Origin of the sequence: Micromonospora andamanensis, assembly GCF_016863495.1 — a bacterium.
Taxonomy (GTDB): domain Bacteria; phylum Actinomycetota; class Actinomycetes; order Mycobacteriales; family Micromonosporaceae; genus Micromonospora; species Micromonospora andamanensis.
On sequence record NZ_BOOZ01000023.1, the window covers coordinates 101,959 to 117,514 of the forward strand.

16 protein-coding genes are annotated in these 15,556 nt (G+C 71.4%); 15 read left to right on the plus strand and 1 reads right to left on the minus strand.

Annotated features, from left to right (window positions below):
- The first annotated feature begins 51 nt into the window (after positions 1 to 51).
- The 11 genes from Van01_RS19255 to Van01_RS19305 all read left to right on the plus strand — a co-directional run bounded on the left by Van01_RS19255 (position 52) and on the right by Van01_RS19305 (position 11,088).
- The gene (locus tag Van01_RS19255) at positions 52 to 1,434 is read left to right on the plus strand and encodes a hypothetical protein (RefSeq protein WP_204009100.1); all 1,383 of its coding nucleotides are present in this window, start codon (positions 52 to 54) and stop codon (positions 1,432 to 1,434) included.
- A 108-nt stretch (positions 1,435 to 1,542) separates the two neighbouring features.
- Entirely contained in the window at positions 1,543 to 2,073 is a 531-nt protein-coding gene (locus tag Van01_RS19260; protein ID WP_204009102.1) for a flavin reductase family protein, read from the plus strand.
- Positions 2,074 to 2,119: 46 nt separating this feature from the next.
- Entirely contained in the window at positions 2,120 to 3,094 is a 975-nt protein-coding gene (locus Van01_RS19265) for an NAD-dependent epimerase/dehydratase family protein (RefSeq protein ID WP_204009104.1), read from the plus strand.
- Positions 3,095 to 3,150: 56 nt separating this feature from the next.
- Entirely contained in the window at positions 3,151 to 4,374 is a 1,224-nt protein-coding gene (locus Van01_RS19270) for an LCP family protein (protein WP_204009106.1), read from the plus strand.
- A 173-nt stretch (positions 4,375 to 4,547) separates the two neighbouring features.
- Positions 4,548 to 5,735 carry an LCP family protein gene (locus Van01_RS19275; RefSeq protein ID WP_239099168.1) on the plus strand — a complete coding sequence of 396 codons (1,188 nt, stop codon included), beginning with the start codon at positions 4,548 to 4,550 and terminating at the stop codon, positions 5,733 to 5,735.
- A 200-nt stretch (positions 5,736 to 5,935) separates the two neighbouring features.
- Positions 5,936 to 6,874, plus strand: a complete 939-nt coding sequence (locus Van01_RS19280; protein ID WP_204009109.1) for an LCP family protein — start codon at positions 5,936 to 5,938, stop codon at positions 6,872 to 6,874.
- Between the two features lie 69 nt (positions 6,875 to 6,943).
- Positions 6,944 to 7,279 (plus strand): rhodanese-like domain-containing protein, encoded by a 336-nt coding sequence (locus tag Van01_RS19285; RefSeq protein WP_204009111.1) that lies wholly within the window; start codon positions 6,944 to 6,946, stop codon positions 7,277 to 7,279.
- 10 nt (positions 7,280 to 7,289) lie between these two features.
- Positions 7,290 to 8,081, plus strand: coding sequence for a glycerophosphodiester phosphodiesterase (locus Van01_RS19290; protein ID WP_204009113.1), 792 nt, complete (start codon positions 7,290 to 7,292; stop codon positions 8,079 to 8,081).
- 105 nt (positions 8,082 to 8,186) lie between these two features.
- On the plus strand, positions 8,187 to 9,644 hold the full coding sequence (locus Van01_RS19295) for a sensor histidine kinase (RefSeq protein WP_204009121.1): 1,458 nt from the start codon (positions 8,187 to 8,189) through the stop codon (positions 9,642 to 9,644).
- A 66-nt stretch (positions 9,645 to 9,710) separates the two neighbouring features.
- Positions 9,711 to 10,124 (plus strand): ATP-binding protein, encoded by a 414-nt coding sequence (locus tag Van01_RS19300; protein ID WP_204009277.1) that lies wholly within the window; start codon positions 9,711 to 9,713, stop codon positions 10,122 to 10,124.
- A 79-nt stretch (positions 10,125 to 10,203) separates the two neighbouring features.
- Positions 10,204 to 11,088 carry a DUF5926 family protein gene (locus tag Van01_RS19305; RefSeq protein WP_204009123.1) on the plus strand — a complete coding sequence of 295 codons (885 nt, stop codon included), beginning with the start codon at positions 10,204 to 10,206 and terminating at the stop codon, positions 11,086 to 11,088.
- Positions 11,089 to 11,098: 10 nt separating this feature from the next.
- On the opposite strand, the gene Van01_RS19310 is transcribed toward Van01_RS19305, so the two are convergent.
- Positions 11,099 to 12,319 (minus strand): arginine deiminase, encoded by a 1,221-nt coding sequence (locus Van01_RS19310; protein ID WP_204009125.1) that lies wholly within the window; start codon positions 12,317 to 12,319, stop codon positions 11,099 to 11,101.
- A 163-nt stretch (positions 12,320 to 12,482) separates the two neighbouring features.
- Between Van01_RS19310 and Van01_RS19315 the strand changes: the two genes are divergently transcribed.
- From Van01_RS19315 to pheA, 4 genes are all read left to right on the plus strand, one after another.
- Positions 12,483 to 13,223, plus strand: a complete 741-nt coding sequence (locus tag Van01_RS19315) for a hypothetical protein (protein WP_204009127.1) — start codon at positions 12,483 to 12,485, stop codon at positions 13,221 to 13,223.
- Between the two features lie 167 nt (positions 13,224 to 13,390).
- A complete protein-coding gene (locus tag Van01_RS19320) occupies positions 13,391 to 13,849 on the plus strand; it encodes a PAS domain-containing protein (protein WP_204009137.1) in 459 nt (152 codons plus the stop codon).
- A 63-nt stretch (positions 13,850 to 13,912) separates the two neighbouring features.
- Positions 13,913 to 14,584 (plus strand): hypothetical protein, encoded by a 672-nt coding sequence (locus tag Van01_RS19325; RefSeq protein ID WP_308442410.1) that lies wholly within the window; start codon positions 13,913 to 13,915, stop codon positions 14,582 to 14,584.
- Between the two features lie 9 nt (positions 14,585 to 14,593).
- Entirely contained in the window at positions 14,594 to 15,550 is a 957-nt protein-coding gene (gene pheA, locus Van01_RS19330) for a prephenate dehydratase (protein WP_204009145.1), read from the plus strand.
- The last annotated feature ends 6 nt before the right edge of the window (positions 15,551 to 15,556 follow it).

The window sequence follows — 15,556 nt, forward strand, 5'->3', positions numbered from 1 at the left end:
GCCCTGCCGTGCTACCACATGGAGGCACAACCGCGACCTGGTGGTGATCGCGTGGACGACGCAGGACCTCGACCTCGACCCCGGACGGCCGCCGCGCCCGGACCCGAACCGGATCCGATCGACTTCACCGGCGGGACCGACGGCCGGGGACTGTTCCTGAATGGCGAGTTCGTCCCCTGGTACGACGACGACCTGCCCTCCGCCAGCGAGCCGCTGAGCGACGAGGAACTCGCCGGCCCTCCGGATCGGATCCCCTGGTGGATCAGCCGCGGCGAGCAGATCGACGCGACCGCGCTGGAAAACCAGCAGACCCTGCGGGAGCGGTTCAGGCGGCTCGGTGGGCCGGCAGGCTACGACACGTTCTGGGGTTTCGTGGACACCGAACCGGTGTCGGTGCTGCCGACGGTCCGGACCGCGATCCTGCTCCGGCAGGCCGCTGCCGCCCAGCCACTCGACGGACCACGCCCACGTCCGCTCATGGTCGGCGTCGTCGTGGCCGCCGCAGCCGCTTTCGGCATCGTCGGTGGCCCCTCCGTCGCCGGGCTGGTGGCCGCCGCCACGACCCTGATCGTCGGGGTCATCCTCGCCACGCTCGTCCTGCACTTCGCCGTTGCCTCCCGCACCGCCGCCCTCGGCGCCACTGTCCCGACCGTGGCGTGTGTCGCGGCGTCGACCGCGCCCGCGGTTCACGGGACGCGGTGGTACGACCTCCTGGTCGGAGTCGCGTTCGCCGGTGCCGGTCTGGTCGCTGCCGCACTGTGGCCGTACGCGCGGGCCTGGCGCGCCGAGAGACTCCGGTGGAGCGAACCCGACCTGGCTCTGGTCGCCGCTCTGCTGGAGTTCGGAGAACGTGTCGAGTCGGATCCTCTGCCGGCTGACCGACGTCGCGCGGTGACGGAACTCGACCGAGCCGCGGAGCGGTTCGAGCTGGCGTGGCCGCGCGTCAACCGGACCGGCGTCGACATCACCGACCGGCAGTTGCGCGGGTGGGCTGGCCGGATCCGCGCGGAGACGCGGGAGTTGCAGCGCCTGTGCGCGTCCGGCACCCCGCAGAGGGTCGCCCTGCTCCTGTGCACCTACGAGCTGATCCAGGCGATCGTCAACCGTTATCCGCTCACCAGCCACGAGGAGGGGTGGATCCTCCATGGCAGCTGGCGTCGACCACCGACGTCTGCGCTCGGCCGGCTCTGGGCGCGCAGCAGACAATCCGCTCGGTACGTGCGCCAGTGCCTGCTCGCCGGCCTCATCGCGATCGCCGCTCTGCTGCTGCTGGCGGCCACGGTGTGGCCTGCGGTGCCGGCCTTCGTCGGCACGAACGTCTCCCCTGGACTCGGCTCGGCACTGAGCTTCGACCCGACAGTGCGGCTGTTCGTCGCGGGGATCAGCCTGTCGTTGTTCCCGCTCGCCGGGCGCGCCTTCACCCGCCGACGTTGACCGTTGCACCAGATGCGGCATGTAGCGGTATCCCTACCGGGAGGTACCCCAACATGCCGCATCTCGCTAGCTGCAGCCGAGGCCCCTGAACCGGGCAGACGGGTCACAATGTTTCACGTGAATCATGAGCCGGGTGCGCAGATCCACCACACCGACCCGTTCGCCGCGCCGGCCGCGCAACGGTCGCCCGTACGCCGGCTGCGGGGTCGGCTCGCCGCGCCGGTGACACTCTGGACGGCACCCGGCCCGGCCGGGCTGACCGTGTCGTCGACAATCGTCGCCGAGGGCGATCCGGGGCGCCTGCTCGGACTTGTCGACGCCGAGTCGGACCTGTGGGCGGCGGTTGAGGAGGCCGGCCGCTTCGCCGTGACGCCGCTGGGCCCACCACACCGGCAGCTCGCCGACCGGTTCGCCGGCCTGTTCCCGTCGCCGGGGGGCCTCTTCGCCACTGGTGCGTGGCTCGACACGCCCTACGGTCCGGTCCCGGACGACGCCGGCGGCTGGGCCGGCTGCCGCCTCGACGGTGCCCGGGACTACGGCTGGGGCCTGCTCGTGGAGGCGACGATCGAGCGGGTGGAACTGTCCGGCGAGGTCGAGCCGCTGCTGCACCACCGGGGGCGTTACCGGGAGCTGGCGTGACCCGTCGCGACGGATCGACCTCGCACTCCTTATAGGCTGACCGGTCATGAAGGTTGAGCAGCGCTTCGGTCCCGGTCACCGCGTCCTGGTCACCGGCGGTGCCGGTTTCGTTCCGTCGCACCTGGTGGATTCGCTTGTCGGACGCGGCTGCACCGTCGTCGCGCTCGACAACTTCGTCACCGGGTCCAAGGAGAACGTCGCACACCTGCTCGACACACCGAACTTCACTCTGGTGGAGGCGGACGTCTCCGACGGGCTGCCGGCCCACCCCGCCCTTGCGGAGCGGTTCGACGCGATCCTGCACATGGCCTCACCGGCCAGCCCCACCGACTTCGAGAAGCTGCCGGTGGAGATCCTGCGGGTCGGCTCGGTGGCCACCCTGCACCTGCTGGAGCGGGCCGCCGCCGACGGCGCCCGGTTCCTGATGACGTCCACCTCTGAGGCGTACGGCGACCCGAAGGAGCACCCGCAGCGGGAGACCTACTGGGGCAACGTCAACCCGATCGGCATCCGTAGCGTCTACGACGAGGCCAAGCGCTTCTCGGAGGCCGCGACGATGGCGTACCGCCGCAGTCGCGGCGTGGACACCGCGATCGTGCGCATCTTCAACACGTACGGACCGAGGATGCGGCCGGACGACGGGCGGGCCATCCCGACCTTCATCTCCCAGGCGCTGCGTGGTGAGCCGATCACCGTGCACGGCACCGGCAACCAGACCCGCTCCATCTGTTACGTCGCCGACCTGGTCCGGGGCATCCTCCTGCTGCTGGACTCCACCGAGAGCGGGCCGGTGAACTGCGGCACCGAGCACGAGATGAGCATGCGGGAGCTGGCCGAGACGATCGTGTCGCTCTGCGGCAGCAGCTCCGAGGTGACATACGTCACGCGCAGTGCCGACGACCCGGAGATGCGCCGACCGGATCTCACCCTCGCCCGGGAAGCGCTCGGCTACGAGCCGACGGTAGCTCCCGAGGAGGGGCTCCGGCGCACCATCGAGCACTTCCGCCAGCGGCTCGGCTAGCCGCCGCCGTCACCGCCTAGGGGCAATGGTGGCTCGCGCTGCGTACATTGAGTTGCATGTCAGCGACCATTCCCGCCGCGCTGCCGGCGCTTCGTCTGCACCGTGGCACCGGCCGGGCGGCCGTGCCGGGGCCGGGACGCGGGGGCCGAGCCGGCGAGCCGGCCGACACCCGGTGGTACCCGGCGTACGACGACGAGCCGAATCCGGCGGGCGGCCCGGGCGGACCGCGTGGACCGGTGGGTCCGGGTGGGCCCGGTGGCGGCCCACCGCCGCGGCGGCGTCCGCACTGGCGCCGTATCGCGCTGGTGGCGGGTGTGGCCGTGCTGGTGCTGGCGCTGGTCGGCGGCCTCGGTGCCTGGTTCTACGCCCGCAGCCTCGACAACAACATGGCCCGCACCGACCCGTTCTCGGAGATCACCGGCGGGCGGCCGGCCAAGGCGGTGAACGGCGCGCTGAACATCCTGCTGGTCGGCACCGACTCGCGGGATCCGGACGCGCCGATGGACCAGGCCGGCGAATGGCGGGCCGACACGATCATCGTCATGCACATCCCGGCCGACCACAAGCAGGCGTACCTCGTCTCCATCCCCCGGGATCTGTACGTGCCGATTCCGGAGAGCGCCGGCGCCGGGTGTGAGACGGGCCAACGTCGCAAGATCAACGCTGCCTTCGCCTTCGGTGGGCTGCCACTTGCGGTACGCACCGTGGAGTGCTTCACCGACGTGCACATCGATCACGTGATGGCTATCGACTTCGCCGGGTTCAAGCAGGTCACCGACGCCCTCGACGGGGTGGACCTGAAGGTGGAGCGGACCATCACCTCGATCCACAAGCCGTACCGGAAGTTCACAAAGGGCACCAACCACATGAACGGCACCGAGGCGCTGGACTGGATCCGGCAGCGTAAGCAGTTCCCGGACGGTGACTTTGCCCGGATGCGCCACCAGCAGGATTTCCTGCGAGCGCTGATGGACAAGGCGGCCAGCACGGGCACGCTTACCAACCCGAAGAAGCTGAACGCCTTCCTCAGGTCGGTCACCGACGCGGTCACCGTCGACCAGGGCTTCTCGCTGACCGACATGGCCGTGCAGTTCCGCAACCTGCGAGGCGAGAATCTGACCTTCGTCACCAGCCCACACCTGGGCAGTCAGACCATCAACGGCGAGTCGGTGGTGGTCTCCGACCGGGAGAAGGCGCTGACCATGTACCGGGCGATGAGCGCGGACACGATGGCGGACTGGATGCAGGCGAACAAGCCGTCGACCACAGGTAACGGCTGATCACAGCCGAACGACGGGGAACGGCCGATCGTCTACTTTGTTCTGGACGATCGGCCATTTCAGCAGGATGACGTGGCAGAGAACGTGAACCGGACACCATACGAACTCGCCACCACGGGAATGCGAACGTAAAGTGTTCCCGCCCCCTTCTGCGAACACGAGCTGGAGCACGCATGCCGGTTCACAGCCCCTCCCTGCTTGAGCCGCCGCGCGCGTCCGCCGGCCCGCCCACCCAGAACAACGGCGGTTCCGGCAAGTCCGGCAAGAAGCGCAACCGACGCAAGGACCCGCTCTGGGCCCGGCTCACCGTGATCTTCGGTGCCGCGCTGATGATGACGAGCGGTGTGGCGATCGTCGGCAGCAAGGCGGTGATCAGTCAGGCCACCGGCAGCATCGCCCAGCGCAACCTGCTCGGCGACGCGGGTAAGACCTCCGCGGAGGGTGGCGCCGACCTCAAGGGCCCGATCGACATGCTGCTGCTGGGCGTCGACGCCCGGGAGCGGTGGGCGGCCGACGACGTACGCGCGGACAGCATCATCGTGCTGCACATCCCGGCCACCCACGACCAGGCGTACCTGATCTCGATCCCCCGGGACACCGAGGCGCGTATCCCGGCCTTCGACAAGACCGGCTACCCGGGTGGGGTCGGCAAGATCAACTCCGCCTTCCAGGCGGGCGCGCAGAACGGTGGCGGCTGGGAGGGTGGCGCCCAACTGATGGCGCAGACCATCAAGGGCATGACCGGGGTCAGCTTCGACGGTGCGGCGATCATCAACTTCGGCGGCTTCAAGAACGTGATCGATTCCCTGGGTTCGGTGCGGATCTGCCCGAAGCAGGACGTCAAGTCGATCCACATGTCGTACGTCGACGGCAAGCCGATGTGGAACGCGGACGCCCGGAAGACCGGCAAGCCCCGTACCCCTGTGGTGCACAAGAAGGGCTGCCAGGAGATGGAGGGCTGGGCGGCCCTCGACTTCTCCCGCCAGCGGTACGGCCTCAAGAACAGCGACTACGACCGCCAGCAGAACCAGCAGCAGCTGATCAAGGCGATGGCCAAGAAGGCCACCCAGAACGGCAGCCTGACCAACCTGACGAAGCTCAACGAGTTGATCAAGGCGGCCGGCAAGGCGTTCATCCTGGACACCGGCGGGGTCTCGATCGAGGACTTCGTGTTCACCATGCGCGGGGTCACCGGGAACGAACTGATCATGCTGAAGACCAACGGCGGCACGTACAACGCCAAGGGCAACGGCAACGAGGCGCTCAGCGAGCAGACCCTCGACATGTTCCAGGCGGTCCGGAAGGACAAGCTCGGCGAGTTCGTCTTCTACAACCCCGAAGTGATCTCCTCACGGAAGTGACGGGGCAGCGGGTCGCGGTAGCCGGAACTGCCATCACGCTTCGTACAACTTTCGTAACCTGATGTGAGTCGTATTCATGTCAGGTGCACGGGAGGGACGTCACGGCCAGGACGCGGCGTACGGGCGGAAAGCGGGCACCGGGCGGGAGCACCCGGAGACCGCGATGGCCGCGCGTACTGCTCGGCATCGGACTGACGGCGATGCTGCTGGCCACGCTCGCCGTGGTCGGCCTCCGGGTGCTCACCGACAGGTACGAACGCACGATGACCCGGGCGGAACTGCTCGACCCGAGCGCCCGGGTCGACCGCACCGACCTGGACGGCCCGCTCAACTACCTGCTCGTCGGCTCGGATCGGCGGCCCGGTGACGCCGGCACCGAGCAGCGCACCGACACCATCCTGATCGTGCACGTGCCGCCCGGGCTGCGCGAGGGCTATCTGGTCTCGGTGCCGCGCGACCTGCTGGTGACCATCCCGCCCGGCGGCGGCTACCCGGGCGGCGAAGACAAGATCAATACGGCGTACGAGTACGGTGGCGGCGGCCAGGCCGGCGCACACCTGCTCTCGGCCACCCTGGCCCGGCTCACCGGCATCCGCTTCGACGGTGCCGCCCTCGTCGACTTCGCCGGCCTCCGGAACGTGATCGACCTGCTCGGCGGCGTCGACATGTGCGTACGCACCGAGGTGCGGTCGATCCACACCGACCGGGTCTTCCATCCCGGCTGCCAGCGGATGGACGGCGCGCAGGCGCTGGACTACGTGCGCCAGCGCTACGACCTGCCCGGCGGCGACTACGACAGGCAGACCCACCAGCAGCAGTTGCTGGGAGCCATGCTGGCGCAGGCAGGTGAAACCCGGCTGCGCACCGACCCGGTACGGCTGCACCGGCTGATCGGGGCCGTCGGCGACTCGCTGACCGTCGACACCAACGGGGTGCCGGTGGAGGAACTGCTGCTCGCGCTGCACGGCCTGGCCACCGACGGGCTACGGGGAGTGCAGGTGCCGTCCTACCCCCAGATGATCGACCAGGTCTCCTACGTCCGGCTCGACACCGAAAGTGACGGGTTGTTCGCGGCGGTACGCGGCAGCCGGATGCCGGGCTGGGCCGGTGCCCATCCGCGCTGGGTGACCCGGTTGTAAGACCTGCCGGCAGCCGTCCCGGCGGGAGGTCTCGGGCAGCCGCGCGACGAGGTTCTAGGCTTGGTACCCGTGTTCGGACCTCAGATACCCACAGTGACCGTTTCCGAGATCAGCGACGAGACGTACCTGCTCGACGTCCGGGAGGACGACGAGTGGACCGCCGGTCACGCCCCCGGCGCCCACCACCTGCCGATGATGGAACTACCCGCCCGCCTGGCCGAGGTGCCGACGGACCGGGACGTGGCGGTCATCTGCCGCTCCGGCGGTCGCTCCGCCCAGGTCGTCGCCTACCTGCTGCGCAACGGTTGGGAGCAGGTGAGCAATGTCGCCGGCGGGATGGGCGACTGGGCGGCGGCCGGCCGACAGGTGGTCGGCTCGGACGGGCAGCCCGGCCGGGTCCTGTAGGCGGCGAGCGGTGGACGGCCCCCTCGTATTCGCCCACCGTGGCGCCTCGTACGACCTTCCGGAGCACACTCTCGCCGCCTACCTGCGCGCCCTCGACGAGGGCGCCGACGGGCTGGAGTGCGACGTCCGGCTGACCCGCGACGGGCATCTCGTCTGCGTACACGATCGACGGCTGGACCGGACCAGCAACGGCCGCGGCCTGGTCAGCGCCCGTACGCTCGCCGAGTTGGAGCAGTTGGACTTCGGTTCCTGGCACCCGGGGGGTGTTCCGGCCAACGGCAACGAGGTGCTCGACGACTCGCACACCCGGCTGCTCACCCTCGAACGGCTGCTGGAGGCCGTGCTCGCCGCCGGTCGCTCCGTCCGGCTGCTGGTGGAGACCAAGCATCCGTCCCGCTACGGCGGCAACGTGGAGCGCCGCCTGGTCGCCCTGCTGCGCCGGTACGGCCTGGCCGAGCCCGGCCCGGACACCCCCGTACAGGTCACCGTGATGTCCTTCTCCCCGCTCGCGGTACGGCGGATCCGGATGCTGGCGCCCGCGCTGCCGACCGTGCTCCTGCTGGAGGTGCTGCCACGCTGGCTGCCCATGGGGCGGCTACCGTTCGGCGCCGGCATCGCCGGACCGGGGATCGCACTGGTCCGCGCCCGTCCCGCCCTGGTGCCGGCGCTGCGGGCGGCCGGCAACCAGGTCTACGTGTGGACCGTGAACGAGCCGGCCGACCTCGACCTGGTACTGGCGACGGGGGTGGACGGGGTGATCACCGACCGCCCGGCACACACGCTCGCCCGGTTGCACAGGTAGGACGACTGGTCACCGTCGGTGTCGGCGGTGCGGGTCGGGGACTTCGAGGCGGCCCTGGGCCACTCGGGGGTGCCCGGAAACGCCGACGGCAGGCACACTCGGGTCATGCCGGACCGCACCGACTACTCGGCTCTCATCGCCGGGCACACCGCCGTCATCGAGATGATCAACTCCGGTGACGCGGGTCTGCCGGTCCTGACCCAGCTGCTCCGGGTTGCCCAGCCCGCGCTCGGGGCCGCCGGGATGGCATTCGTGGAGTTCGCGCCCAGCGGCGGCCGGGTGATCGCCGCCACCGGGGCCGCCGAGTGGACAGTGGGCCGACCGCTGCCCGCTAACGATCCGGTCACCATCTGCCTGCTCGCCGGTCCCCGGGTGCAGTGCGTACGCACCGACCGGTTCACCAACCCGCTCGCCAGCGAGCTGGCCCAGCGCGGCCTGGGTCGGATGGTCGTCTCCCGGGCCGAGATCGGTGGCCACACCGTCGGCAGCCTGCACGCCCTCTACCCCGCCGAGGACGAGGAGCCCGGTGCCGAGCAACGCGGCGTGATCGGGTACCTCGGCTCCTGCATCGCCCACATGTACGGCGACCAGAGCGGCCTGCCGGTGCACGGCGACGGTCCGGTGGTCGCGGCGCTCGCCGACGGGCTGGCCGTGGTCGACCGGGACGCCCACGTACGGCTCTGGAATCCGGCCGCCGCGCAGGTGACCGGTCGGTCCACCGAAGAGGCGATCAACAAGCCGCTGCCCTTTCCACTCCCCCCGTCCGGGCAGGTCCTCGACCACCGCCTGCCGAGCGGGCGCTGGCTGCGGATCACCTCGGGTGAGCTGCCCGGACCCGGCGCCCTGCGGGTGGTCACCTTCCGGGACACCACCGACCAGCAGCGGCACGACCACGAACGGGACCTCTTCGTCGCGGTCACCAGTCACGAACTGCGTACCCCGGTGACGGTCATCAAGGGCTACGCGGACACCCTCACCGACCACTGGGAGTCGCTGAGCGAGCCCGACCGGCGGCAGGCGGCCCGGGTGATCGGCCAGCGGGCCAACGAGCTGGCCCGGCTGCTCGACCGGCTGCTCTCCTCCGCGGCCGAGGCATGGCCGGGCGACGGGCCCCCGGCCGCCTTCGACCTCACCACGACGCTGCGGGTCGCGATCGACGACCTGCCCACGGATCTGCGTCGGCGAACCAGCCTCCAGGTGCCGGCCGAGCTGCCCCGGGCGATCGGGCATCGGCAGAGCCTGGCCACCGTGCTCACCGAACTCGTCACGAACGCCGGCAAGTACTCGCCACCCGATTCGCCTATCGACGTCGCCGCCGGTGCCGACGGCCAGACCGTCTGCTTCCGGGTCAGTGACCGGGGCATCGGCGTACGCCCGGAGCACGTGGAACGGGCCTTCGACCGGTTCTGGCAGGGTGACTCCGGCGACCGGCGTCGCTATCCCGGCACCGGTCTCGGCCTCTATCTCGTCCGCCGGATCGTTGAACAACAGAATGGGTGGGTATCCCTTCGACCGAGAAGTGGTGGGGGTACGGTCGCAGAGGTGCGGCTGCCCCGCAGGTGACAGTGGGGGTCACGGGGCGAAAGAGGGGCAGAGGTGGCGACGACAGCTGTCGAACGGTCGTGGTGCGTGGTGGTGCCGCACCATGCCAGTGGGGCGCGGATCGCCCGGCACCGGCTCGCCGCCGAACTCGGCGGGGCCGTCTCGCCGCCGATGCTGGCGGATCTGGTGGCGGTCCTGGCCGAGCTGGTCGGTAACGCGGTCCGGCACGCCGACCCGCTGCCGGGCGGCGTGGTCCGGGTCGCCTGGCGGCTGCGGTCCACGGCCGGGGGGCCACAGCTCCGGCTGCGGGTGACCGACGGCGGTGCCGCGTGCAGCCCCCGGATCCGGCCACCGGACCTGGACGCGGCCGACGGCCGTGGCCTGCACATCGTCTCCGGCCTGGCAACCAGCTGGGGGGTGGAGCGCGACGGCCTCGGGCAGAGCGTCTGGGCCGACTTCGACCCGGCCGGTGACCGGCCGGCGCTGGTGCCGGCAGGCTGAACCACTCGGTCCACCGACTGGCGCGGCAAGGGCGGGTCCGGCCCCCACCGGCCGCCGGAGCACTCTAGGCTGTGTCGCCGTGAGCAAGCGTCGAAAGAACCAGCGAGCCGCCACTCCCTCCGGCAGGCGGGAGCGTATCCGGGACGTCTTCGTACCCCGGCCCTTCGAAGGGCTTGTCGACGAGCCCGAGTGGATCGCTCTGCGGGAGCTGGTGCCAGCCGCCTCCGCACCGCTGCGGCTCACCCCGGCACTCGTCGACGAGTACGGCGACCGGCCGGTCACCCTGGCCACCGTGCTGCCGATGGCCGCTCCCGCGATGAGCCGGGACGACGGTCACATCTTCATCGGGCTCCAGCGCCACCTTCAGTCCGGTGACGTCTCTCGCGACCTGGCCGAGTCGCTGCTCTGCGCACTGCGCACCGACCCGGGCGCCCAGGTCGCGGTGCCGCCGCTGCCCGGCCCCGGTCCCCGGTTGCAGGACATCCTGGTCGACGGCCCGTTGGAGGTCAGCCTGCACGAGGGCTTCGAGTTCTGGCTGTCCCCGGAAGCCGCCGAGGACCCGACCGTGCGGGCCTCCCTGGAGCGGGCCAACGCGGCGATCTACCCGACGGTGCGGCTGACTGCCGCGCGGGCCGCGTACTGGTGCCAGGTGACGGGCAAGGCACACGTCCGCTGGGTGCTGCCCGAGGCCGAGGAGGCCGCCCTGGACGCGCTGGCCCGGCTCGGCGCGGCCGGCTCGCTGACCCTCGGCGAGGAGACCAGGTTCGCCGGTATGTTCCGCGCCCACGGGCGGCTGGTGCCGGTCTGGGACCTGCCCGAGGAGACCCCGGCCGACGACTGGGAGCAGCAGGTCGCCGACTTCGCCAAGCGGTACGCCGACGCCCTGGCCGAGACCGGCCCTCTCGACGCCGCCGCCCGCCGGTCCCGGCAGGGACTGCTGGGCCGCCAACTCACCCTGCGCTGATCCACGCCGGTCAGGCGGAGCGGCTACGCTCCCGCTCCCGCAGCAGCGGGCAGGACATGCAGCGGGGGCCGCCCCGCCCCGAGCCCAGCTCCGAGCCGGCGATCGGGATGAGTTCGATCCCGGCCCGCTCCAACTGGGCGTTGGTCTCGACGTTGCGCTCGTAGCCGACGCAGAGGCGGGGCGCGAGCGCCAGGGTGTTGTTGCCGTCGTCCCACTGTTCCCGCTCGGCGGTCACCGGGTCGAGCCCGGTGTCGATCACCCGTAGCCGGTCCAGGTCCATCGCGTCGGCGGCGGCGCGCAGGAACGGTGCCGGCCCGTCGACCCGCGGATCCTCGCCGTCGGCACCGGCGATGACTGTGTACGCCGACAGCGTGCTGGCCACGTTCGGATACATCAGCACCGCGTCGACGTCGACCATCGTGCAGATCGTGTCCAGGTGCATTGTCGCCCGCTCCTGGGCGATCGGTACGACGAGGATGGTGTGCGCCAGACCGGCCGCGACGACCCGGCGGGCGAGCCGCTCGGCACCGGCGGGTGTCGTCCGCTCGCCGACACCGACGGCCAGCACGCCGGGTGCCAGCAGCAGTACGTCGCCACCTTCCAGCGGCTCCAGGCCCGGTCGGTAGACGAACTCGGTGCCGGCGAACCGGGGATGGTGACGGTAGATCGCGTCGGTGAGGGTGGTCTCCCGCCGCCGGGCCGGCATCGCCAGACTCGTCACCCCGACCCGGTCACCGATCCACAGTGACGAGTCACGGGTGAACAACAGGTTGGGCAGCGGGTCGATGATGAAGTCGTGTCTGTCCATCAGGGTGTAGACGAGACCACCCCGGCGGTCCCGACCGAGCCGCAGCTCCTCGTGGGCCAGGCCGGCCACGAGGACGCCGGCCAACGCGGCCGGATCGAGGTACGCCAGGTGCCCGGCGACCCGGGCGCGCAGGGTGTCGCCGAGCCGGGGCGAGTTGAGCACCTCGTCGGTCAGCTCCGTCCGGGCGTCCGACACGGCAAGCGTCTCGGTGAGCAGGTCGGTCAGGTAGAGCACCTCGACACCGCGTTCGCGCAGCGCCGCCGCGAAGGCGTCGTGCTCCTCCTGGGCCCGGCCCACCCACGGGATGGCGTCGAAGAGCAGCGAGTCGTTGTTGCGGGGGGTGAGCCGGGCGAGTTCCGGCCCCGGGCGGTGCAACAGGACGGTGCCGAGCCGGCCGACCTCACTGTCCACGTAGTGGCTCACCCTCGCAGCGTAGGGCAGGGTTTGGCGGTATCCGGTAAAACAACCGTGGGTGAATATGGCATTCATCCACAGTCATTCCGGCGCTCCGGCTTGCCGACCACCGGGACTAGCAACGTAGGGTAGTGAGAACGTAACTTCGAGGGACCTTTTGCCGGAGGTCGCGATGACTGTCTTCCCCGCTCGTCGAGCCGTACCGTCCGCCCGGGCGCTGCCGCCAGTGGCGGTACCGCACCCTCGGGTCGAGTCGCCAGGGGTGGTCGCGACACCTCGCCCATCGCCGTTGGAGTGGGCCCGCCGTCGCCGGGCGGAGCGGGGCGCACGGCGGCTGGAGGCGGCAGGTGCCCGCGCACTCGGTCAGCTCGACCATCTCGGGCCGGCGTGGCACGTCATCGACTGGCCCCGCACCGACGCGGCTGACGTCCTGCTCGACGACCACGCGGACAACCGGGCCGGCTTCCTGGCCATCGGTCCGAGCGGGCTCTTCGCCGTCACCATCGCCGACCACGGCCGCGCCCGCGTCCTGGTCGCCGGTGACGTGGTGCAGATCAACGGCAAGCGCCCGCCGTACGTGGCCGAAGCCCGCCGCGACGCCCGGCGAGCGAGCAAGGCACTGACCGCTGCCGTCGGCCACCCGATCCCGGTGACTCCGGTGCTCACCTTTGTCGGCTCGGGGGTCATCAGCGTTTACGGCCTGCCCAAGGACTGCCTCATGGCCACCCACCGGGAGCTCGACCGGCTGCTCGTGGCCGGCGGCAACCGGATCAGCCCGGCCACCGCCGAAAAGTTGTCCCGGGTCGCGCAGCACCCCGGCACCTGGGGAAACGGCAGCTACCCGCCGGCCGCCGACTACCGGTGGTACGAGGACGGCCGAATGGCCGCTGACAAGCCGGCCGGCCGCCGGTAACGTCAGCGGCGACGCCACGCGGCCGGGCACGGCTCAGCTCCCGCCGGCCCGCGCCGTCGCCGACCGGGCACCTATCAACACCGACGGCACCGTACGCCCAACACGGTCGGCGGTCGCTACCGCGACCGGCTAGCGTGGACGTACCGTCGGTGTGCATAGGAGGCTCGGTGGCCCACGTCGAACTCTCGCTCTCGGAAGTGTTCGCGCCCTCCGGGGGGACACCGACAGAGCCTGGGTGCGACAACATCGGCCGCTGGTCGGCCACGGTTTCCAGCGCCCATGAGCCGTGCCTGCTGATCGACGCCGAGACCCGGGTGCTGGCGGTCTCCACGGCCGGGTGCGAACTGCTGCAACTCGGCGCGCCGGAGGACGTGATAGGTCTGCCGCTGCTCGACGGCGGGTTGCGACTCCTGGACTTCACCGCCTACCGGGGCGAGCTGGCCGAGCCCGAGGTCGACAAGATCCCGCCGCTGCTGGCGCTCACCTCCGGGCGGCTGGCCCGTGGTCTGCTCCGGATCGAGGCGGCCACGGAAGACGCGCCCGACGCGACAGTGGACGCCATCTCCACACCCGTGCTCGCCGACGGCGAGGTGGCCGGCTCCCTCACCTTCTTCTCCGAGGTCTGACTTCCTCCTACCATTGGCTCGGCCACCTGCCACCCGCGAGTCACCCGCCCCGAGGACCACCCCGTGCCGTCCACCTCGCCGCCCCCCGCCGACCCCGACCGCCCGACCGCTGGCTCCTGGTCCGGTGGCGACGTCACCTGCCGGCGCTACGGCCGGCTGGTAGGTGTTGCCGTGCTGACCGCGCTGCTGATGGTCGGGTGCGGCGCGCCCCCGGAGGCGCGGGACAGCGGCGGTCTGCCGACCCGGGCGGCCACCACGACGCCGAGCAGCCCGGCCAGTCCCGCCACACCGTCGTTCGGCGCACTGCCGAGTGCCGGTCCGACCCTTCCGTCGGCCGACCCGGGGCTGGTCGCGGTTGCCTGCACCGGCGAGCCGTCGGCGAAGCAGATCATCGAGCTGGTGCGGGGCCGTCGTGGGTTGCTGCCCGGCAACGCCCGGGTCAGCGTCCGCAACGGCCCGTTGTGTGCCGCCGGTTGGCAGTTGACCACCCTCGACGTGGCCGGGTACGAGCCGCTTCAGGTGGTGACCCGGGACCGGGCCGGGACCCTGCGTCTGGTGACCGCCGGGACGGACGTGTGCACGGCCGAGGTGCGGGTCGCCAGTCCCGCCGGCATCCAGACGCTTGCCTGTGGCAGTGACGGCGGCGGCGTACCGGTGCCGGTACCGACCCCGTCGCCCGTGGTGCCGACACCCTCGCCCTCGCCGTCGGGCTCATCGCCAACTCCGGGTGCGTAGGCTTGGCGCATGCCGGGAACGCCGCCGACTCGTTTCGTCTACCTCGGGCCCGAGGGCACCTTCGCTGAGCAGGCACTGCGTACGGTGTCCGCAGCCGAGCGGGGCAGCCGTACGCCGGCCCGCAGCGTCGGCGAGGCGTTGGAGGCCGTCCGCGCCGGGGAGGCCGACGCGGCCCTGGTGCCATTGGAGAACTCGATAGGCGGCGCGGTCGGGGTGACCCTCGACGAGCTGGCCGAGGGGGAACCGCTCGTCATCACCCGGGAGGTCATCCTTGCGGTGGAGTTCGTGCTCGGGGCGCGGGCGGGCACCCCGCTGCCGTCGATCCGCAGCATCGCCGCACACCCGCAGGCGTCCACCCAGTGCCGGGGCTGGCTGCGGGCACACCTGCCCGACGCGGTCGTGGTGGACGTGCTGTCCAACGGCGCGGCGGCGGCCGGCGCGGCCAACGGTGAGTACGACGCGGCGATCTGCGCCCCGATCGGTGCGACCCGGCACCGGCTCGCCGTGCTGGCCGACAAGATCGCCGATCACCCCGACGCGGTGACCCGCTTCGCCCTGCTGTCGCGGCCCGGTCCGCCTCCGCCGCCCACCGGCGACGACGTGACGTCGCTCGCCGTCTACATCGCGCACGACCGGGTGGGTGCGCTGCTGTCCGTGCTCATGGAACTGGCGGTCCGGGGAGTCAACCTGACCCGGATCGAGTCCCGACCGACGGGCGAGGCGCTCGGCCGCTACGTGTTCTTCCTCGACTGCACAGGTCACGTTGCCGACGTCCGCCTCGGCGAGGCGTTGCAGGGGCTGCGCCGGGTCTGCGCCGACGTGCGCTTCCTCGGCTCGTACCCCCGGCACCGGTGGGACGGGCCGACCAGGGAACGGCCGGTGGCCGCCCCGGCGGGCCTCTCCGACGCCGACTACACCGACGCCGCCGCCTGGCTCGCCCGCCTGCGCGCGGGCGAGCTGACCTGAGCGGGC